Annotated in this window: 16 protein-coding genes and 1 pseudogene; 10 read left to right on the top strand and 7 right to left on the bottom strand. The window is 71.9% G+C overall.

Annotation, left to right across the window (positions count from 1 at the left end; translation table 11 throughout):
- The first annotated feature begins 87 nt into the window (after positions 1–87).
- Together DEJ47_RS34815 and DEJ47_RS34810 are read left to right on the top strand one after the other, a co-directional pair.
- A complete protein-coding gene (locus DEJ47_RS34815) occupies positions 88–936 on the top strand; it encodes a LysR family transcriptional regulator (protein ID WP_150175104.1) in 849 nt (282 codons plus the stop codon).
- A 92-nt stretch (positions 937–1,028) separates the two neighbouring features.
- Positions 1,029–1,940 carry an aminoglycoside phosphotransferase family protein gene (locus DEJ47_RS34810; RefSeq protein ID WP_150175103.1) on the top strand — a complete coding sequence of 304 codons (912 nt, stop codon included), beginning with the start codon at positions 1,029–1,031 and terminating at the stop codon, positions 1,938–1,940.
- A 14-nt stretch (positions 1,941–1,954) separates the two neighbouring features.
- Here the strand turns inward: DEJ47_RS34810 and DEJ47_RS34805 are convergent, their stop codons facing one another.
- Entirely contained in the window at positions 1,955–2,329 is a 375-nt protein-coding gene (locus tag DEJ47_RS34805) for a VOC family protein (RefSeq protein WP_150175102.1), read from the bottom strand.
- A 133-nt stretch (positions 2,330–2,462) separates the two neighbouring features.
- Between DEJ47_RS34805 and DEJ47_RS34800 the strand changes: the two genes are divergently transcribed.
- From DEJ47_RS34800 to DEJ47_RS34790, 3 genes are read left to right on the top strand one after another with little or no spacing between them, the layout of a single operon-like run.
- Complete coding sequence (locus DEJ47_RS34800) at positions 2,463–3,092, top strand: RNA polymerase sigma factor (protein WP_150176081.1); 630 nt, start codon at positions 2,463–2,465, stop codon at positions 3,090–3,092.
- Entirely contained in the window at positions 3,089–4,186 is a 1,098-nt protein-coding gene (locus DEJ47_RS34795) for a CU044_5270 family protein (protein WP_150175101.1), read from the top strand. The genes DEJ47_RS34800 and DEJ47_RS34795 overlap by 4 nt, the downstream gene beginning before the upstream one ends.
- Before the next feature lie 20 nt (positions 4,187–4,206).
- The gene (locus DEJ47_RS34790; protein ID WP_150175100.1) at positions 4,207–4,944 is read left to right on the top strand and encodes an Asp/Glu racemase; all 738 of its coding nucleotides are present in this window, start codon (positions 4,207–4,209) and stop codon (positions 4,942–4,944) included.
- Between the two features lie 5 nt (positions 4,945–4,949).
- On the opposite strand, the gene DEJ47_RS34785 is transcribed toward DEJ47_RS34790, so the two are convergent.
- Positions 4,950–5,399: a MarR family winged helix-turn-helix transcriptional regulator gene (locus DEJ47_RS34785; protein ID WP_150175099.1), complete on the bottom strand. Its 450-nt coding sequence runs from the start codon at positions 5,397–5,399 to the stop codon at positions 4,950–4,952.
- Between the two features lie 213 nt (positions 5,400–5,612).
- On the opposite strand from DEJ47_RS34785, the gene eno reads away from it, so the two are divergent.
- Entirely contained in the window at positions 5,613–6,920 is a 1,308-nt protein-coding gene (gene eno / locus DEJ47_RS34780; RefSeq protein WP_150175098.1) for a phosphopyruvate hydratase, read from the top strand.
- 118 nt (positions 6,921–7,038) lie between these two features.
- Here the strand turns inward: eno and DEJ47_RS34775 are convergent, their stop codons facing one another.
- Positions 7,039–8,652 carry a class I adenylate-forming enzyme family protein gene (locus DEJ47_RS34775; protein WP_223828626.1) on the bottom strand — a complete coding sequence of 538 codons (1,614 nt, stop codon included), beginning with the start codon at positions 8,650–8,652 and terminating at the stop codon, positions 7,039–7,041.
- A gap of 184 nt (positions 8,653–8,836) precedes the next feature.
- On the opposite strand from DEJ47_RS34775, the gene DEJ47_RS34770 reads away from it, so the two are divergent.
- Positions 8,837–10,447, top strand: coding sequence for an amidase (locus tag DEJ47_RS34770; protein WP_150175096.1), 1,611 nt, complete (start codon positions 8,837–8,839; stop codon positions 10,445–10,447).
- 223 nt (positions 10,448–10,670) lie between these two features.
- Here DEJ47_RS34770 and DEJ47_RS37740 read toward each other — a convergent pair.
- A pseudogene (locus DEJ47_RS37740) lies at positions 10,671–10,781 on the bottom strand (hypothetical protein); the annotation flags it as partial.
- A gap of 142 nt (positions 10,782–10,923) precedes the next feature.
- Here DEJ47_RS37740 and DEJ47_RS37555 point away from each other — a divergent pair.
- The 3 genes from DEJ47_RS37555 (at position 10,924) to DEJ47_RS34750 (ending at position 12,901) form a co-directional block, all read left to right on the top strand.
- Positions 10,924–11,616: a DUF2975 domain-containing protein gene (locus DEJ47_RS37555; RefSeq protein ID WP_202456469.1), complete on the top strand. Its 693-nt coding sequence runs from the start codon at positions 10,924–10,926 to the stop codon at positions 11,614–11,616.
- A 24-nt stretch (positions 11,617–11,640) separates the two neighbouring features.
- Positions 11,641–11,895, top strand: coding sequence for a helix-turn-helix domain-containing protein (locus DEJ47_RS34755; protein ID WP_150175094.1), 255 nt, complete (start codon positions 11,641–11,643; stop codon positions 11,893–11,895).
- A 592-nt stretch (positions 11,896–12,487) separates the two neighbouring features.
- The gene (locus tag DEJ47_RS34750) at positions 12,488–12,901 is read left to right on the top strand and encodes a hypothetical protein (RefSeq protein WP_150175093.1); all 414 of its coding nucleotides are present in this window, start codon (positions 12,488–12,490) and stop codon (positions 12,899–12,901) included.
- 194 nt (positions 12,902–13,095) lie between these two features.
- Here DEJ47_RS34750 and DEJ47_RS34745 read toward each other — a convergent pair whose 3' ends face one another.
- From DEJ47_RS34745 to fxsT, 3 genes are read right to left on the bottom strand one after another with little or no spacing between them, the layout of a single operon-like run.
- Positions 13,096–14,145 (bottom strand): hypothetical protein, encoded by a 1,050-nt coding sequence (locus DEJ47_RS34745; protein ID WP_150175092.1) that lies wholly within the window; start codon positions 14,143–14,145, stop codon positions 13,096–13,098.
- Positions 14,142–14,969 carry a hypothetical protein gene (locus DEJ47_RS34740; protein WP_150175091.1) on the bottom strand — a complete coding sequence of 276 codons (828 nt, stop codon included), beginning with the start codon at positions 14,967–14,969 and terminating at the stop codon, positions 14,142–14,144. The genes DEJ47_RS34745 and DEJ47_RS34740 overlap by 4 nt, the downstream gene beginning before the upstream one ends.
- A 46-nt stretch (positions 14,970–15,015) precedes the next feature.
- Entirely contained in the window at positions 15,016–18,936 is a 3,921-nt protein-coding gene (gene fxsT, locus DEJ47_RS34735; RefSeq protein WP_150175090.1) for an FxSxx-COOH system tetratricopeptide repeat protein, read from the bottom strand.
- Between the last annotated feature and the right edge of the window lie 23 nt (positions 18,937–18,959).

Raw genomic sequence — 18,959 nt, 5'->3', positions numbered from 1 at the left:
ACCGATCGGGTGGGCGGCGATACCTCACGGGTATCGATCCTGGCGGCGGCCCGTGGGCGCGAGGGGCGGGGCCGGTAGCATCGCTCCGTGGAGACCAGGGAGTTGCGGTATTTCGTCGCCGTAGCAGAGGAACTGCACTTCGGCAGGGCCGCTCAGCGGCTCGGGATCGCGCAGCCCCCGTTGTCGCGGGCGATCCACCGACTCGAACGGCGCCTCGACGCGGTGCTGCTGGAACGCACGAGCCGCGCGGTGACCCTGACCGAGGCCGGGTCGGTCCTCCTGCGGGAGGCCCGGGCGGCGCTGGACGCCGTCGAGGCCGCCGAACGCCGCACCCGCCGCGCCGCCCTCGCCGCGACCGGCCGCCCCGCCGTGGTCCTCGCCACGAAGGCGGGCGCGTCCAGCGAACTGCTGGCGAAACTGCTCGACGCCTACGCCGCGGAACCCGACGCCGTCGCCGTCGACCTGCTGCTCTGCGGGATCGGCGAGCAGGAGCCCATGCTGCGTGACGGCCGGGCCGACGTGGCCCTGCTGCACCAGCCGTTCGACGACACGGCCGGCTTCGACGTCGAGGAGCTCCACACCGAGGGGCAGATCGTGGTGCTGCCCGCCGGGCACCCCCTCGCCGCCCGCGAACAGGTGCGGGCGGCCGAGGTCGCCGGGCTGCCCGATCTGCCGCTGCCGCGCTGGCCCGGACGCGACGGCACATACCCGGACGGGCCGGGGCCGCGGGCCAGGGACCACGCGCAGCTGTTCCAGCTGATCGCGCTGGGCCGTGCCTGCTGGATCGCGCCTCAGTCGTGCAGGGCACAGCTCGGCGACGATCTCGCGGGCGTGCCGGTGGTGGACGCGCCGCAGGTCACGACGGTCATCGCGTGGCCGCCGCACAGCCGGTCCCGGGCCGTCGCGGGTCTCGTACGGACCGCGACACGGCTCTGAGGGGCGAAAATGGATCGACATACGTCCTCGTGAGGCGCTGGGATGACCCCGACCGCCCGCCGCAACGAGCGGGCCCAGCGCAGGAGTTGTTCTTGACGACCGGAAGAACCGCGGACCCCCGGCCGCCGATCGATGCCGCACTTGCCGGACGCCTCGTCGGCACGCAGTTCCCGCAGTGGTCCGCCCTGCCCCTGACACTGCTCGAACCGGCGGGCTCGGACCATGTGATCTACCGTCTGGGGGACGACCTGGCGGTCCGGTTGCCCCGCCACGACGGGGCGGTCGGGCAGGCCGCGAAGGAGTCGGTGTGGCTCCCCCGGCTCGCGCCGCACCTGCCGTTGGCGATCCCGGTACCGGTCGCGGTGGGCGAGCCCGACTTCGGCTATCCGTGGCCATGGGCCGTGTCCCGGTGGCTGGACGGCGAGGTGGCGACCGCGGAGTCGCTGGCCGACTCGTCCCGGGCCGCCGTCCAGCTCGCCGAATTCCTCACCGCCCTGCAGACGTTCGTACCGGACGGCTCCTCAGCAGACGGTGGCCTCGCGGGGGTCGGCGAGGATCTGGCCGGTGAGCCGCTGGCCGCACGGGACCGGGCGACACGGGCCGCCATCGCCGAGCTCGACGGCGTGTTCGACGCGACGGCCATGACCGAGCTGTGGGACGCGGCGCTCCACGCACCCGCGTGGGACCGCCCGCCCGTCTGGTTCCACGGCGACTTCCACACCGGCAACCTGCTGACCGTCGACGGCCGCCTCAGCGCGGTCATCGACTTCGGCGGCCTCGGCATCGGCGACCCGGCCTGCGACCTGATGATCGCCTACACCCTGATGTCCGCCGGGAGCCGAGCGGCCTTCCGTGCCGCGCTCGGCGTCGACGACGCCACCTGGACCAGGGGCCGCGGCTGGGCGCTGGCCACGGGCCTCAACGCGTACACCACGTACGCCGCCGTCAGCCCCGGGGTCGCCGCGCAGACCTCCCGGCAGATCACCGAGGCGCTGATCGGCTGAGCGGGTCCCGGCGGTCAGGCTCCGGGAAGGAAGAGGCAGAGCAGATGGCCGTGCGGGTCGCGGAGAACCCGTACGTGCTGCAACGGCTGGTGCCCCTCCACCGTCGCGCCCAGCGCGCAGGCGCGCTCGGTCTCCGCCGCCAGGTCGTCGACCTGGATGTCCAGGTGTGCCTGCATCTGCTGCGTACCGGGGAGCTGGGGCCACGTCGGGGGCGTGTGGTCGGGTTCCAGCTGGAAGCTGAGGCCGGGGCGTTCCGATTCGAGCGGTCGCAGGCGGACCCACTCCGGGCTGTGCTCGACCTCCTCCCAGCCCAGCAGGGCACGGTAGAAATCGGCCAGTGCGGGCGGGTCGGGCGTGCCGAGGACGTATGCGGCGAGAGTCATGGTCATCCCCCCACACTGCCCTCACCTCTCCCTCCCACACCACTGGCATACCGTCGACACATGGCGCAGGTCACAGGAACTCCGCCGGTGCGGCGGAGAGGGAGTGACCGTGAGGGAATCGGAGAAGGATCTGCGCGAACTGCGCGAACGCGTGAGAGCCGGCGAGCGTGACGCGTTCGCCGAGCTGTACGACCAGTACGCCCGGCAGGTCTACCGGCACGCGCTGTGGCTCACCGGTGACTGGTCGACCGCGGAGGACATCATGTCGGAGACATTCCTGGCGGCGTGGCGGGGGCGGGAACAGCTCCACGCGGACGAGGCCTCGCTGCGCCCCTGGCTGCTGGGCATCGCCACCCACAAGGCGGAGAACACACGGCGCGGTCTGCGCCGCCGCCTGGCGTTCCTGGCCCGCCAGCGGCAGCAGACCGTGGTCGCCGACTTCGCCCCGGAGCTCGCGGGACGCATCGACGACGCGCGGCGGCTGCACGCCGTACAGGCCGCGCTGGGCCGACTGAAGCGGCACGAGCGGGAAGTGCTGACGCTGTGCGTGTGGTCGGGTCTCGACTACCGGCAGACGGCCGAGGCGCTCGGCGTGCCCGTCGGCACGGTGCGGTCGCGGCTGTCCCGGGCACGGGCGGAGCTCGCCCGGTACGCGGACGAGGCGGCCGCCGGACGAGCGGCAGAAAGCAGGGAACCCCGCCTGGGCCGCGGAGAGATGACAGGTGACGCCGCGCTCGCGGCCCTGCCCGTGCGGGAGGAAACGGCATGAACCACTGGGACACCGACTCGACCGCTCTGAACTCCGCGTCCGAGGCCCGGCGTGCGGACGCCGACGTCGAGGAGCTCGCCCGGCTCCTGCCGCCCCCGGCCCCTCGGGGACTCCCGCACGAGCAGTACCTCCACCACAAGGAACGACTGATGCGAAGCATCGACCACGACCAGGCACAGGCCCAGGCGAACGCCGACCGCACCGGTGGGGCCCGCCTCGCCCGCCGCCTGCTGCGCCCCGCCCTCCTCGTGCCCGTCTCGGCCCTCGCCCTCGGCGGCATCCTGGCCACGGGCGTGGCCCTCACGACCGGTGACGACGCGCCGGCCACCGCGGCGACCGGCCGGCACGAGGCGCGGGGCATGCGGCCCGCGGCGGCGCTGCTCGACCGGATCTCCGACGCCGCGGGCAGAGGCGACGCGCTGCGGGTCAGGGACGACCAGTTCGCGTACACCAGGTCCAAGGTCGGCGGGGCGGACCTCAGCAGCGGCAAGGCGGTGGTCGGCCCGCTCAGGGACACCGAGTCCTGGGTGTCCCAGGAGCCGGGCCCGCTGCGCAAGCTGGGACTGACCCGCACTGCGGGAGAGACGCTGCCCATCAACGCCGAGCTGGGCGACACGCACGGCACACCGGCGGGCCTGGGCAGGCCCACCTACCACTGGCTCTCCACGCTGCCCACCGACCCCGACAAGCTCCTTGACTACCTGTACGCCAAGGTGCCGAAGTCCGATGAGGCGGAGCGCGACCAGGCCGTCTTCGACTGCATCGGCGGGCTCCTCGGCGGAGTGACGCCGCCCGAGACGGCCGCCGCGCTCTACCGGGCGGCCGCCAGGATCCCCGGTGTCACGAAGGTGCCCACGGCCAAGGACGTCACCGGCCGGACCGGCGTCGGCATCGCCCGCGACGACACGACGTTCGGCGCCCGCACCGAATGGGTTTTCGACGCCCGGGACCTCACGTTCCTCGGATCACGGAGCTACCTCGTGAAGGACACGGAGTACGGCAAGGCGGGAACACTCATGTCGGCCGAGGCCGTGCTCGACTTCGCGGTGGTCGACAAGGCGGGCCAGGCACCCGGCACGGCACGGCAGAGCTGAGCGACCCCGGAGTCCATGACATGAAGCCACACGTCGGCGTGATCGCGTCGTACGACTTCACACGCGAGGCGGAACTGCGCCGCTGGTTCCCGCCCGGGGTGGAGCACACGCTGACGCTCACCGGGCGGGTCCCCTATCGGGACAACCTGGAGCTCGTCTCCCGTCTGGGCAGTCCGGACCTGCTGGCGGAGCCGACCCGCGAGCTCGTCGAACACGGCGCGCGGGCCGTGGCGTATCTGTGCACGGCCTGCACCTTCGTCGGCGGAGTGGCGGGCGAGCGGGCACTCCGGAAAGCGATGACGGACCACGGCGCGCCCCGGGCGCTGACGACGAGCGGCGCGGTCACCGCCGCGCTCCGCGCCGTCGGCGCCCACCGCGTCGCCGTCGTACACCCCTACCAACACCCGGTCGACCGACGGCTCTCCGCCTACCTTGAAGCGTCCGGTTTCGACGTCGTGGCCCGCACACCGCTGGGCCTCGACAGGGTCGAGGACGTCTACGGGGTGGCGGAGCAGGACGTACTGGACAAGGTCCTGTCCGGCGACCATCCCGACGCGGACGCCGTCTTCGTCAGCTGCACGGCCCTGCCCACCTATGACGCCATCGCTCCCCTCGAAGAACGCACGGGCAAGCCGGTCATCAGCGCGAACCAGGCGACTGCCTGGGCGCTGCTGGAGGCGGTGGGCGAAGGGGCGCTGGGGCCGGGACAGCGGCTCGTCTCCCTGCCCGGGAGCGTGCGGCCTCCGTCGCCGCTGTGACGTGTTCAGCGTGAGGCGAGGCGCTCCAGCAGTGCCGCGCCGCGCTCCAGCAACACCCGTTCCTCGTCCGTGAGTTCGTCCTCGATGGCCTGTGCGAGCCAGCCGACCCTGCGGCCGCGTTCCGCCTCCAGCGCGGCGCGGCCCTCGTCCGTCAGCTCGACCAGTGACTTGCGGCCGTCCGTGGGGTGCGCCCTGCGCGTGATCAGGTTCTGCTCCATGAGCAGACCCACCGCTCGGGCCATCGACTGGGGGCGTACGCGCTGATCGGCGGCCAGGTCGCTGGTGGTCATGGCGCCGTCGCGGTCGAGTGCGCCGAGGACGGCGACCTGGCCCAGCGGGATCTGGTCCTCGTGCTGGACGCGCCGGGTGAGCTTGCCCATCGCGGTACGCAGTTCGGCGGCGATGGCGGCGGCCTCCGAGGGGCGCGCGGTCGGCGATGCGGGCGAGGTGGGCATAGGGCACTTTACCGCGCCTGGGGGCGGCGCCGCTGATCTGACCTGCACAGCTGTGCCGAGCGTGAGGGCGGAGTGGCGGACCGCGCAGAGGCACTGCACAGCAATGCTGTTCAGCGAAACTGAGCAGCATTGCTGTATGGTTTCGTTCTGTCGGGCTCAGCGCCAGCGTTGTCGCAGCCGGGCCCCGGCACACGACAACGGGGAGGAACTCCCATGTCCACCAAGGCAACCGGAACGGTCGACGCCGCCATCGAGACCGTCACCGCCCGCCGGATCATCGACAGCCGCGGCAATCCCACGGTCGAGGTCGACATCGTCCTGGCCGACGGGTCCCTGGGGCGCGCGGCCGTCCCCTCCGGCGCCTCCACCGGCGCCCGTGAGGCCGTGGAGCTGCGTGACGGCGACTCCGCGCGCTGGCACGGCAAGGGCGTCGACCGGGCCGTGGCGCACGTCAACGGGGAGATCGCGGCCTCCGTGCGCGGCCGGGACGCGGCGGACCAGGCGGGGCTCGACGCCGCGCTCGTCGCCCTCGACGGCACCCCCACGAAGTCCCGCCTCGGCGCCAACGCGATCCTCGGCGTCTCCCTCGCCGCCGCCAAAGCCGCCGCGGCGGCCCACCGCCTGCCCCTCTACCGCTACCTCGGCGGAGCCGACGCCCGGCTCCTGCCGCTGCCCATGATGAACATCGTCAACGGCGGCGCGCACGCCGACAATCCGCTGGATTTCCAGGAGTTCATGATTGCCCCTGTGGGTGCGGACACCTTCGCCGAAGCCGTGCGCATGGGCAGCGAGGTCTTTCACACCTTGCGCCGCGACCTCCTGGCCGCCGGGCACTCCACCGGCGTCGGCGACGAGGGCGGCTTCGCGCCCGCGCTGCGCACCGCCGAGGAAGCGCTCGACTTCGTGATGGCCGCCATCGAGCGCACGGGCTACCGCCCCGGCCCGGACATCGGCCTCGTCATGGATCCGGCGTCGTCGGAGTTCTTCCGCGACGGGGTGTACGACTACGCGGGCGAGGGGATACGCCGCACGCCGTCCGAGAACGTCGACTATCTGGCCAGGCTCATCGACGCCTACCCGGTCGTCTCCATCGAGGACCCGATGGCGGAGGACGACCTGGACGGCTGGCGCGAACTGACCGCCCGCGTCGGCGACCGCTGCCAGCTCACCGGCGACGACGTGTTCTGCACCAACGAGACGCTGCTGCGCGAGGGCATCCGCACGGGTGTCGGCAACTCGGTCCTGGTCAAGGTCAACCAGATCGGCACGCTGACCGAGGCACTCGCCGCGGTGACCACGGCCCAGCGGGCGGGCTGGACGGCCGTCATGTCACACCGCTCGGGCGAGACCGAGGACACGACCATCGCCGACCTGGCGGTGGCGACCGGCTGCGGCCAGATCAAGACCGGCTCGCTCTCCCGCTCCGACCGCACCGCCAAGTACAACCAACTCATCCGTATCGAGGAGGAGTTGGGCGACGCGGCACGGTACGCGGGCGGCTCTGCACTGAGTGGGGCCTGAGGGACCACGCCCACCAGGACGGACTTGCGGACCACGCCCCAGGACGGACTTGCGGGCCACCGCTCGGGAGCGGTGGCCCGCCAGGAGCCGTGGCCCACGGGGGTGCCGAAGTGCGCGGTCAGCTCACCAGCGCGGCGCGCAGCGCCTTCTTGTCGACCTTGCCGACCTTCGTCGTCGGCAGCCGGTCGAGCAGGACCGTCTTCCGGGGCGTGTACAGCTCCCCCAGCTCGGCGGTCACCGCCGCGCCGACCGCGTCCGGGTCGACCTCGGTGCCCTCCGCCGTGGCGAGGAAGATCTGCACGGCCTCGCCGTACTCCTCGTCCGGTACGCCGAGCGCCGCCGCGTTGCGCACGCCGGGCAGCGTGAGCAGGAAGTCCTCGAGGACCCGCGAGTAGACGTTGTCGCTGGTGCTGCCGGTGACGATGATGTCCTTGGCCCGGTCGACGAGATAGAGGTAGCCCTCCGCGTCGAGGTATCCCATGTCGCCGGTGCGCAGCCAGCCGTCGTGCAGCGCCTCCGCGGTGCGCTCCGGGTCCTCGTAGTAACCGAGCATCACCGTCTCCCCGCGCACGCACACCTCGCCGACCTGCCTGGCGGGCAGCGCCACCGTGCTGTTCTCGGCGCGGATCTCTATCTCGGTGTCGGTGATGGCGCGACCGCAGCTGCGCCAGAGTTCGGGCCGCCGGGCCGCCTCCGACGCGAGGTCCTCCGCGCCGAACGCGGATATGCCGAGCGCCTCCGACTGCCCGTAGCCCTGACTGAGCACGGGCCCGAAGACCTCGACGGCCTGCTGCAGGCGGCTGGGCGATGTCGCCGCGCCGCCGACGACGACGCGCCGCAGGTCGGGGAAGGCTCCCGGCGCGCAGTCCGGGTGGTCGAGAAGCGCGTACATCATGGGCGGTACGAACATCGTGGCCGTGATCCGCTCCTCACGCAGCACCCTGAGCGCCGCGCCCGCTTCGAACTCGGGGAGTACGACGAGGGGCGCCCCCGTCACCAGTGCCTGGAGCGAGGTCAGGTGGCCGCTGCCGTGTGTGAGCAGCGTGGAGACGAGCACGCGGTCCTCGGCCGGGGCCATGGGCGGGAAGAAGGTGGAGTTGCGCGGTGCGTCCTGCTGCGCTTCGTCGACCAGGCCCAGCAGCGCGGCGTACAACCGGTGGCTGTGTGCCGCGAGCTTCGGGCGGCCGAGTGTGCCGCCGGTGTAGAGGACGGTGACCGCCTCGTCCGCCGCCGGGGCGGGGATGCCCTCGGGGCGTGCCGTCGGGCACTCGGCCGCCAGGGCCAGGAGGTCCGCGCACTGAACTGCGCAGGGACCGAGGCTGAACAGGGCGGGGGCGTGGACGCTGCGGCCGGCCGCGTCGGCGGCGCGCTCCGCGAAGAGCGGATCCGTGACGACCGCGCGCGCCCGGGACTGCTCGACCAGCGCGGCGAGTTCGCCGGGTCCCGGCTCGGGCGGCAGGAACACGACGCGGCAGCCGATGAGATGCACGGCGAGCTGCACCAGTACGGAGTCCGCACGATTGGCCAGGAACAGACCCACGCCGTCGCCGGGCTCGAGACCCTGCCGCCGCAGCGCGTGCCCCAGACCGAACAGCCGCTCCCGAGCCTCTCTCCTGGTCAGCCTCTGCTCGCCCTGGACGAGCGCTTCGGCGCTGTCGTCCGTGTGCCAGTGCTCCAGGATGCGGTCCACGTAGGTCCGCGGCTCGGTTGTTTGCTGTGCGTTGTCGATCATGGACATATGCAAACATGCGAGCCGGGAACCCGTTCGGCGCAGGGGGTGGTTTCGGCCGGAAACAGTCGGAGTAACATGCCCGCTCCGGGGCGGCCGACGGCCGCCGTCGCGGGGGCGGTGCTTCATGTCGCCGACATCTCGCGCCCCTTGCGTCGAGTGCCGCGCATGTAGTGCGCTGATCCCCATGGGAAAGAGAAGCATCGCCGCAATGACCGCCGCTCTTGTCACGGGGTCCCTGCTGACAGGCTTATCGGGTACGAGTGCCAACGCCGACACCCCCGCGGACGCACGGTCGGCCCGCTCGGACCGGCTGTCCGGGGTCGACCTCGACACCGTGACCATCCCGCAGTTACAGGCCCGTATGGCGCGGGGTTCGCTGACCTCGTCGGCGCTGACCCGGGCGTATCTGCGGCGGATCGAGAAGGTCGATCCGAAGATCCACGCCGTGCTGCGCACCAGCCCGACGGCGCTGCGCGAGGCGGCCGCGAGCGACAAACGGCACCGGAGCGGCAGGACTCTCGGGCCGCTGGACGGTATCCCCGTCCTGCTCAAGGACAACGTGAACACGCGCGACATGCCGACCACGGCCGGTTCGCTCGCGCTCGCCGGAAAACCGCCCGGAACGGACGCCGCACTCGTGACCCGGCTCCGCGAGGCGGGGGCCGTGATCCTCGGCAAGACGAACCTGTCCGAGTGGGCCAACTTCCGGGCGGCCAAGCCGACATCGGGCTGGTCGGCGGTGGGCGGCCAGACCAACAATCCTTACGTTCTCGACCGCAATCCGTGCGGTTCGTCGTCCGGCTCCGCCGCCGCTCTTGCCGCCTCGCTGGCACAGGTGGCGATCGGCACCGAGACGGACGGCTCCATCGTCTGCCCGGCCGGCATGAACGGCGTCGTCGGCCACAAGCCCAGCCTCGGCGTGGTCAGCCGGTCGGGCGTGGTCCCGATCTCCGCCGAGCAGGACACCGCGGGGCCCATGGCACGCAACGTGACCGACACGGCACTCACGCTGTCCGTACTGAGCGAGGACAAGGACGGGTCCCGTGACGCCGCCCGCGACGGTCTCGGCGGCGGTCTCCATGGCGATCTCCGCGACGGTCTCCGCGGCAAGCGGATCGGCCTGTGGCGTCTCCCCTCGCTCGGGCCCGACGTGGACGCGCTGATGACGCGTACGGCGGAGAAGCTGCGCAAGGCCGGAGCGGTGGTCGTCGAGGTGACGCCCCCGTACCAGGCGCGGCTCGCCGAGCTCGAATTCCCCGCGCTGCTGAGCGAGTTCCACCGGGACATCGACGCGTACCTCGCGACGCGCGAGGGCCCGCGGAACCTCGCGGAACTCATCGAGTTCAACCGCGCGCACCCGCAGGAGCAGAGCTGCTTCGCCGGCCAGGAACTCTTCGAGCAGGCGCTCGCCGCGCCGCCCACGACCGACCCCGAGTACCGTGCGATGCGGGCCGAGTTGAAGGATCTCTCCCAGCGGTCCTTGGACGAGACCCTGTCCACCCACCGCCTCGACGCCATCGCCGCACCCACGAACCCGCCCGCCTGGACGACGGACTGCGCACGCGGCGACAACGACGTCATCCCCTCGTCCACCCCCGCGGCCGTCGCCGGATACCCCTCCCTCTCGGTTCCCGCCGGATCCGTGGGCGAACTCCCGGTCGGGCTGCTCCTGATGTCCGGCAACCACCGGGACGCCAAGCTGCTGGAACTGGGAGCGTCGGTGGAGGACCGGCTCAACGCCTGGCGGGCGCCGCACTATCTGCCGACGGTGGACACGGCGGGCACGGGGCGGTGACCGACGGCGGGCGCCCCGCAGCCCGTTGAGCCCCCTCACTCCCACCCACTCACAGCACGCCCAGGTCGCGAGCACGCAGCGCGGCCTGGGGTGCGGTCCCACAGGCCGCGGCGGGCGAGGATGCGGATGACGTGGTTCTTCACCGCGCCCTCACCGAGGTGCAGGACGCGCGGGGCGGTCTGGAGGGACTGACCGACTCGCGCGAGGTCCGCGAGAGACCACTTCAGGAACGCGCCGGGCGCGTCGGCGCGCGGCGCCCCGAGATGAGCTCCAACTGCGCGGAGACGGTGGTGAGATGGTGTCCCAGGCTGTCGTGGGTGTCGCCCCGCGCGAGGCGGACGCGTTCGCTCGCGCCTCAGCAGGTCCGACACGCGCTCCTGGACGCGATACCACTCGGGTGCCCCGACGGCCTTGATCGCGCAGGCCGCGGCCCGCGACGCCCGAAGGTGGTGGTCGGAGTCCGTGTCGGAAGGATCATGGTCTCCCCCGGGCCGTTGGTCGGGTCAGCGGCCACTTGTCGTTTATCGATATGGCCCACTAACCTACGGGCATATCGAAAAACGATAGGAAGGCTTGCAGTGAACACGCGACTCACGAGGACCCTGGCGTCAGTGACCTTCGCGCTGGCGGCACTCTGCGGACTCGCCTTCGCGGGCACGGCGGTCACGCACATGCTCGACGACGGCGCGGTCTGTGTGGAGACGGGCTTCTGGCAGAACGCGAAGCTCGCGTCGGACGAACCCCTGCCGATCCGCGAGGGCGTGGACGCGGCCGCCAGCGCCACCCGCCTCTGCCAGGACGACCCGTCCGTCGCGCAACGCGCCGCCGATCTCGGGAACGAACTGCCCTGGCTGCTGTTCGGCGCCCTGGCGCTACTGCTCTTCTCGCGGCTGCTCAACGCCGTCCTCGAGCAGGGGCCGTTCACCGACGCCGTGTCGCGCCGCCTCTCCGCCCTCGGCTGGCTGGTCACCGTGGGCACGCCCGTCGCCGGGCTCGTCGTCGGCTGGTCGCACTCCTGGCTCGTCGCGAGCATGGCGCCGATCGTGGGTTCGGAACCGACGGTCGCCGGACCCCAGGCCCTCATCCTCGCCGGTCTCGCCGCGGTGATCATGGGGAAGATCATGCGCGAGGGCGTCCGCATGCGGGAGGATCTCGAAGGGACCATCTGAGGCCGAACCCGAAGAGACCATCTGATGCCCGAAGACGAACTGCACTCGATCCGGATTCACCTGGACCGGCTCCTGGCGGAGCGCGGCATGACCCTCACCGAACTGTCGGAGAAGGTGGGAATCACCGTCGTCAATCTGTCCGTGCTCAAGAACGGGCGAGCCAAGGCCGTCCGCTTCTCGACCCTGTCGCGGATCTGTGAGGTCCTCCGATGCCAGCCGGGGGACCTGATCACCCACGATGCCGGCAAGGGGGACGAGGGGGAGGGCGGGCGGGCCTGAGCCGGGGCGGACATGGGGATGGAACAGGACCGTCCGGCACCCGTGCTCCCGCCGGTTCCACAGCTCGTTCGCCACGAAGTGCAGGACGTTGACCGTGACGACGGCCGGCGCGACGATCGCCACCGTGCGCGGGAACGCGGGCTGCAGGGACAGCGCGAGAACGATCGCCGTCACACCGTTCTGCTGGCCGAGCGCCAAGGACACCCTGTCGTAGGGGGCCAGGTTCCGGGCGATCAGCCCGCCGACGACCATCTGGGCGGCGAAGGCCGCCGCCCCCAGGGCGATCCCCGGCCCCGGCTCGACACCGTCGACCAGGAGCAGCCCGAGAGCGACCAGCGCCAGGTAGTACGCGGTGGTCAGCACCCGGCCGAGAACCGGCACCAGCAGGGGCGGCCGGTAGAACAGGCCGAGGACCGCCACGCCGAGCATCAGGCCGTACGCGGTGGCCGCCGCGAGGACACCGGCCAGCACCAGCAGGCAGACGGCCGTACGCGTCCCACCGCGCCACCCGCTCCCCACCGCCGCCCCCCGACGCGGCCGCAGCACGGACCAGGACAGTGCGGCCACGACGACCAGGGCGACGTTCCCCAGCATGGTCCAGGCGTACGCGTCCGGGGTGACGGGCAGCGCGGAGGCGTCCGCCCCGCCGTCCAGCGCGCTCAGCGCCACCGGTGCCAGATACGCCGTGAGCAGCACGGTGACCGGGTCGTCGAAGGACGACCAGACGGACAGCACGGCCTTGCCGCGCTCCGACATGCGGCTGCGCGAGCGCAGGGCCGCCACCGAGAGCGGGTCGATCTGGGCGACCGCGACCGCCAGGATCAGGTACGCCGGTTCCCCGACCGCGAGCCACAGCACCGGCATGATCAGCGCCGCCTTGGCGAGCACACCGACGGTGACCGCGAGCAGCAGCGTGCGCAGATCGCCGCGCGCCTCGGCGAGGCCGATGCCGGACGTCGAGCCGTACAGTCCGACGGCGAGCAGCAGCGACACGAGCACCGGGTAGGCCGCGGAGTCGGTCAGGTGGCCGGTCCCGGTGGCGGCGGAGAGCAGTCGGCAGGAACCGAGGACGGCGAGCATGACCCACAGGTGGTACGCCGCTCTCAACGTCCTCGCCATGACCCGCTCCCGTCCGGTCGGCTGCCTACGGCGACGAGCATCCCAGCAGTGTGGCGGCGCCGGGACCGAATGCTCGGGAGTTCAGCGGTTTCCGTCCGGTTCTGCGTCCCGTTCTTCGTCCGGGGTGGTCATCAGGTGCACCAGGTCGTTCATCCGGCGGTCGGCGCGGGCCACTTGACTCTGGTCGAGGGTGACGCCGAGCAGGAAGTGGTCCGCGGGACGGTGGACGTAGAAGAGGGCGCCCTCCTCGACGTCGAGGACGACCCGCGAGAGGCGGCCGGGCAGCACCGCGCGCAAGGACTGGTTGAGGCGTGCCACCACGTAGTGGAGGCGGTCGCCGAGCTCCGTGTAGCGGGTGCGGCGTTCGTCGCGGGTGAGGCTGCCGCCGAAGAAGCGGGACAGCTCCGGGTCGTTGAAGACGTCGGCGCTGAGCCGGCCGGTGCCCGGTGCGACGTATCCGGCGTAGTGCAGGGCGTCGGGCGACACCGCCTCGGCGCAGTGCTCCAACAACACGGGCTCCGTCGTCCCCCACTCCCCCTCCACCACCCGGTGCGGCTCCTTCGCCGTCGCGAGAGGCGTCCGCCCGATCACCGGCAGCGACGTCTCCGACTCGAAGCCGCCGGGGTTCATCAGGGGTAATCCGATCTCCCGGCGGAAGGCGCCCACCAGTTCGGCCATGGCCCGGTCACCCGCCTCCACCGTGCCGGCGCCCAGCGAGACGCCGGTCAGGCAGTCGTCGGCGCGGAAGTAGTAGTGGAAGACGGCGCCGTCCCCGACCTGGAGCACGCTGCGGATGAGCCTGCCGCTGTCGACGGAACGCAGTACGTGTTCCATTCGGCCGAGGACGTAGTGGAGTTGACGTCCCAGGCGCACGAACCGTTCGCGCCGCACATCCTGTTCCTTGCCGCCGGGGCCGCCGTACCCGCCGCCCTGCGCCTCGGGAAGCCGGTCGAGGATGTCCGCCGAATAGCCGAAGACGCCCCAGCGGTACTGCGCCACATGATGGAGCCCGGTCTCGCTGAGCGCGTTCGCGCACAGCTCCACGAACACGTCGCTGTCGTCGGTCACGTGCGACGCGCGGCGCACCTCCGGCGGCGCCCCGGTACCGGTCACGGTCCTGTCATCGCTCATCTCGCCCCCATGGCCCCGTCGTTGAGAACGTCCGGCCACCGTGCCAGCATCTGCTCGCACAGGGCCTGAACCAGCGGACTGCCGTGGCCCGGCAGCCGCCCCAGGGCGATCGTGGCCGCGCCGCCCCGGTCGTACGGCAGTCGCATCAGTGCGGGAGTGACCTCCGTGACCTCGGCCGCCCCGTGTCGTGTGCCGTTCGGGTCGTTGCACACCCGGCCGAGGACCTTCTCGCCCAGGCCCCGCTCGGTCAGCCACGCCATGAGCTCGGCGGTCTCCAGGTCGCTCGTCGGCCCCGCCCGGCCGACCAGGACGATGTGCTGGACCTGTCGGCACACTTCGAGCGTGACCGGGGTGCGGACGACACCGCAGTCGACGATCAGACAGCCCTGAAGGTCCATCAGCCGTTCCACCGCGGCACCGACGGTCTCCTGGAGCGTTCCGTTGGTCGGCAGGTGCTCGCCCGGCTTGTCGCCGGGGCCGAGCGGGAAGACGGCCATGTCCTGGCGGCGTGGGTCCCCGGTGTGCACGTGCCGCAGATAGCCGTGCACGGAGCGGTTGGCCAGCTCGATGGGGTCCTCGGCGAACCCGATGAGGCCGTCGACCCCGGCTTCGGATGTGGCGTTCCAGTACCGGGTCAGCTCGGTGAGACCGCCGCCGTCGGTGTCGGCGTCCATCAGGACCACCGTCTGCCCGACGCGGCCCACCGCGTCGTCGACGATCAGGCCCGCCGCGGCCGTCAGCAGCGTCGCGCCGCAGCCGCGGGTCGTGGAGAGCACCGCCACGGCGTGCGGGACGCCGATCGACCCCGTCCACTGATACGCCATCGGGTCCTCCTCGTTCCGTGCTGTCCGCTCAGTTCTCCGGTACGTCTCAGATCTTCGGTACGTCGAGTTCGATGCTGATCCGGTTGTCCGGACCCGCGTGGCCCCCGGCGTCCGCCCGCAGCCCCAGGTGCGCGGCCACGGTCTGCGTGAGGGGGTGGTCGGGGCCGAACTTCTCGAGCAGACCCCGGTGCGTCACCTCGTCCAGCTCCCGCGCCGCCCGTGAGTCGCCGGCGAAGACGAGCATGTTGGCGTGGCACAGGGACGCGGTGAGGATCAGCGGATGGTGCGGGTCCACATAAAGGTTCTCCTTGAGGCCGCGCAGGCCCCGCTCGCTGAGTTCGGCGGCGGTCTCGTCCTCCGCGTCGCGCAGCACCAGGGCGAGGTTGACCTCGCATATGCGGGTGAAGAGGTGGTCCTCGCCCCACTCGCGGAACGCCGCGAGGTTCTCCTCGGCCAGCGCGCGGGCCCCGTGGGGCCCGTCGATCCGGCCGAGGAACCGCAGGTCGGCCGCGAGACCCACACCCGCGATCAGGGCTTCCGGGTGGCGGGGGCCGCCGTACACGACGAAGGCGTCCCGCGCCCGCGCGTTGAGCATGCGGGCCGAGTCCACCTTCGCCTTCCGCGTCTGCGAGGACAGCGCCGGGGAGAGCGTGGCGATGTGCCGCAGCGTCGAGGCCAGCGAGCAGGCCGTGAGGAGCGTCGTCATGTGGGTCCAGCCGAGCTCCTCGTTCGTCTGGGTGAGGCGGTAGATCTCCTGGAGCCGGGTCAGCGAGTCGTCGTACCGGCCCATCTCACGCAGCCTGCCGGCCACGTGCACGGAGCTGCGCAGGGTCAGCTCATGCTGCTCGCCGAGGACCCGCACCCGCTGTTCGTGCACCTCCTGGTGCTGCTCCAGGGAGTCGTTCGGCAGGCCGACCATGTCCAGCGAGAGCCCGAGATTGCTGCCCGCCATGAGTGTGAAGTGGTTCTCCGGGCCGTACTTGGAGCACAGGATGTCCCGGGTCGACTGGTCCTCGGCGAGGGCGTCCTGGGGGCGGCCGAGGGCCCGCAGCTCGCCACCCCGTCCGAGCGCGCTGCGCAGCGTGAACTCGCCGTCCAGGTCCTGCAGCCTGCGCAGTTCCTCCAGCGCGGCGCCGTTGATCCGGTTGGCTTCCGGATACCGTCCGGCGTCGGTGTGGATGTTGGCCAGCTCGACGCGCAGGCGCAGCAGGAGCAGGAGGCGTTCGTCGTCGCCCGACGACGCGGTCCACGTCTCCTCCAGCCGCCGCGCGAGGGTGAACGCGGCTTCCAGGCACTGGGTGCGGCGCCGGTAGCGCACCTGGTTGACCAGCCAGCGGCGGACCTCGGGGCTGTCGTCCGTGACCGCGCCCGAGGCCTCGACGTGCAGGTCCAGTTCCGCGTAGCGCGGGTACATGTCCTGGTCGTCGACCCGGTCGTCCGGGGGTGCGTAGGCGGCGAGGACGCGGCGGACCCCGGCGGCGATCTCCGCCGCCTCGGCGGGCTCCAGCTCTCCGAGCTGTGCCGCGAGGATCATCCGGGACGCCGTGAGCCGCTTGCCGTCCTGGCCGCGGCGCGCCTGGGACCTGCTGAGCAGACCACGGGCCGCGAAGCCGAGCTGGTACCGGCCTTCCGCGCCCTCGGGCAGCCCGAGGAACTCCAGGGCGGCCGGGGACTCGAGCAGGTCCCAGCTCGCGCCTTCCGGCGACAGTGCCGTCAGCATCCGCAGCAGGTCGAGGGAGGCCGGGCGCTCCTTGCCCAGGTCCTCGACGACGCTCTGCCACACCGCGGAGGCGAACTCCTGGCCGACGGCCTGCCGGTTGCCGACCCCTTGCACGAACTCGGCGACCGCGGCCTCGGGCGGGCGTGCGGTGCTCTGCAGGTACGCGGCCATCTGGTCGAGGAGCTGCGGCAGCGTCTCCCCCAACCCCACCAGTTGGGCGGCGAGTTCCGGGGTCAGCTGGGGCGCCTTGCGCCGCAGGTACCGCACGGCCTCCTCGGCGGTCGGCGGCTCGATGCAGATGGGGTGGGCCAGCGTGCCCCACTCCGGGTTCTCGGACGTGATGAGCACGTGCACCTGGTTGCTGTTGAAGAGCAGGCTCTCGATCTCGTCGGGGTGGCGTGCGTCCTCGTAGACGAGGAGCAGCCGCTCGGGCCCGCCGTGCCGACCCTCCAGGAGCTCGCGCAGCGCGTCCACGGCCCGGGGCGACGAGCGCCGCGACGCGCCCAACTGCGCGCTCAGTGTCACCAGTTCGCGTACGACGCTCTCGGAGCTGTCGGCGGGCATCCACCACACGATGTCGTAATCGGCGCGGAACCGGTTGAGGTACTCGAGCGCGTAGGTCCGCTTGCCCACTCCGGGCGGGCCGTGCAGCACGACCGGTTTCCGCGCCGCCTGGCCGGGGGGCAGGGCGTTCCGTACCTCTTGCAGGCAGTCCTCCCGGCCGAGGAACTCGCCCTGGCGCAGCGGGGGGACGTGGGATATCTGGGGGTGCCTGCCGGGGAAACGCGGCCCGTGCCCGGAGCGGTCCGCCCACGGGACGCCGCGGCGGTCGCCGGGGAGGAAGTGCGTCAGGAGGGCGTTGCGCGCCGGGCCCTCCTCCAGCGTGTGCAGCCTGGGGCCCGGCCGGTCGCGGAACGGCGGATGTACTTCGACGTCCTCGAGCCACGCCACGTCGACCTTCGGCCGGCCGATGAGCCCGTCCGGATTCAGGTGGGCCATCAGACCGGTGAGGCGAGGGGAGCCGACCATGACGGACGACATCAGGACGAGGTAGGTGACGGTCGTGTCGCCGCGGCAGGCCCGTTCGCCGGAGCCGCGGTCGAACTCGCACATCACCCCGTTGGCGAAGAGCTCGGCGCGGATCCAGTCCGCCCACCGGCGCTCCTGCGGCTCGAACACGAGGCGTACGACGCGGGAGGCCGCCGGTACCTCTGCGAATGCCTCGACCAGGTTCTCGCGGACGTCGGCCGCGACGGGGGCGAAGCGCAGGTCGGCGTCGCCGGTGATCTCCCGGCCGAGACGTTCGTAGGCCTGTTTCTGCAGGGAGGGTTCGTAGTTCTGCAGGGCGAAGGGGATGAGGACTTCCTCGTACGCGACGTTCGGCAGGTGCGCCACCTCGACCTCACGCCAGTACTGCTCCTCACCGGTGAGCAGGATCGGGCTCGCCGCGCCCGCGAACTGGTCCCTGGCCCGGGAGCGGCGGCGCTCGGCCTGTTCGGGGTGGGAGCGGTCCACGCGCATCGGGACCGGCAGCACCCTGATGCGGCTCCCCGACTGTTCGCGCACCTGCCGGGCGACGGCGGCGGAGCCCTCGATGGACTGGTTGCTGAAGTTGAAGCCGACGACGACCACATCGGGCAGGAGCAGCGTGCAGAGGCTGGCGTTGTCCGAGTGGCCGGTGCGGCTGTCGATGAGCACGTAGTCGTAGTCGGCGGTGCGCAGGCTCTCCCTGAGGGCTTCGGCGAAGAGCCGTCCGCTCTGCTCCTGGTAGAAGCGGGCCCAGTCGAAGGTCGCGACACGCCGGCCGTAGAGGCCGTCCTGGCAGCCCGGTCCGAGGAAGTCGATCCTGCCGGTGGGGCGCGCGAAGCGGTAGGAGAGCGAGTCGGTGTGCATGCCCACCTGTGTGTGCCGCTCGAGCAGCTCCGCCAGTCTGGTGTCCTTCTCGGCGTCGGGGAGGTTCTCGGCCGCCAGTGCCTCGACGGCACGGCCGTAGTCCTGGACCATCTCCACCACGCCGGTGGAGTCGGTCAGTTCGGGGTTGCGCAGGAAGGGCCGCAGGTAGCGGTGGAGGCCGGGTGACTCGAGGTCCCAGTCGACGACGAGGACGCGGCGGCCCGCGTCGGCCAGCAGCCAGGCGACGTTGGCCAGTGCCATCGTCCGCCCGACCCCGCCTTTGTACGAGTAGAAGGTGACGACGGTCGCCTGGTTTCCACCGCGTATGGAACCGGACGGCTCGGCACTGCTCATCGATGTCGCTCCAGCGTGGGTGC

Source organism: Streptomyces venezuelae, assembly GCF_008642355.1.
Taxonomy (GTDB): Bacteria; Actinomycetota; Actinomycetes; order Streptomycetales; family Streptomycetaceae; genus Streptomyces; species Streptomyces venezuelae_B.
Note: the sequence above shows the minus strand (reverse complement) of the source record. Positions and strands in the feature narration are given on the sequence as shown.

Coding starts and splice junctions, on each gene's coding strand:
- DEJ47_RS34745 (WP_150175092.1), bottom strand. CDS start 14,145: ATGAGCGATGACAGGACCGTGACCGGTACCGGGGCGCCGCCGGAGGTG.
- eno (WP_150175098.1), top strand. CDS start 5,613: ATGTCCACCAAGGCAACCGGAACGGTCGACGCCGCCATCGAGACCGTC.
- DEJ47_RS34785 (WP_150175099.1), bottom strand. CDS start 5,399: ATGCCCACCTCGCCCGCATCGCCGACCGCGCGCCCCTCGGAGGCCGCC.
- DEJ47_RS37555 (WP_202456469.1), top strand. CDS start 10,924: ATGGTCTCCCCCGGGCCGTTGGTCGGGTCAGCGGCCACTTGTCGTTTA.
- DEJ47_RS34740 (WP_150175091.1), bottom strand. CDS start 14,969: ATGGCGTATCAGTGGACGGGGTCGATCGGCGTCCCGCACGCCGTGGCG.
- DEJ47_RS34755 (WP_150175094.1), top strand. CDS start 11,641: ATGCCCGAAGACGAACTGCACTCGATCCGGATTCACCTGGACCGGCTC.
- fxsT (WP_150175090.1), bottom strand. CDS start 18,936: ATGAGCAGTGCCGAGCCGTCCGGTTCCATACGCGGTGGAAACCAGGCG.
- DEJ47_RS34805 (WP_150175102.1), bottom strand. CDS start 2,329: ATGACCATGACTCTCGCCGCATACGTCCTCGGCACGCCCGACCCGCCC.
- DEJ47_RS34775 (WP_223828626.1), bottom strand. CDS start 8,652: ATGATCGACAACGCACAGCAAACAACCGAGCCGCGGACCTACGTGGAC.
- DEJ47_RS34790 (WP_150175100.1), top strand. CDS start 4,207: ATGAAGCCACACGTCGGCGTGATCGCGTCGTACGACTTCACACGCGAG.
- DEJ47_RS34750 (WP_150175093.1), top strand. CDS start 12,488: ATGGTCCAGGCGTACGCGTCCGGGGTGACGGGCAGCGCGGAGGCGTCC.
- DEJ47_RS34770 (WP_150175096.1), top strand. CDS start 8,837: ATGGGAAAGAGAAGCATCGCCGCAATGACCGCCGCTCTTGTCACGGGG.
- DEJ47_RS34795 (WP_150175101.1), top strand. CDS start 3,089: ATGAACCACTGGGACACCGACTCGACCGCTCTGAACTCCGCGTCCGAG.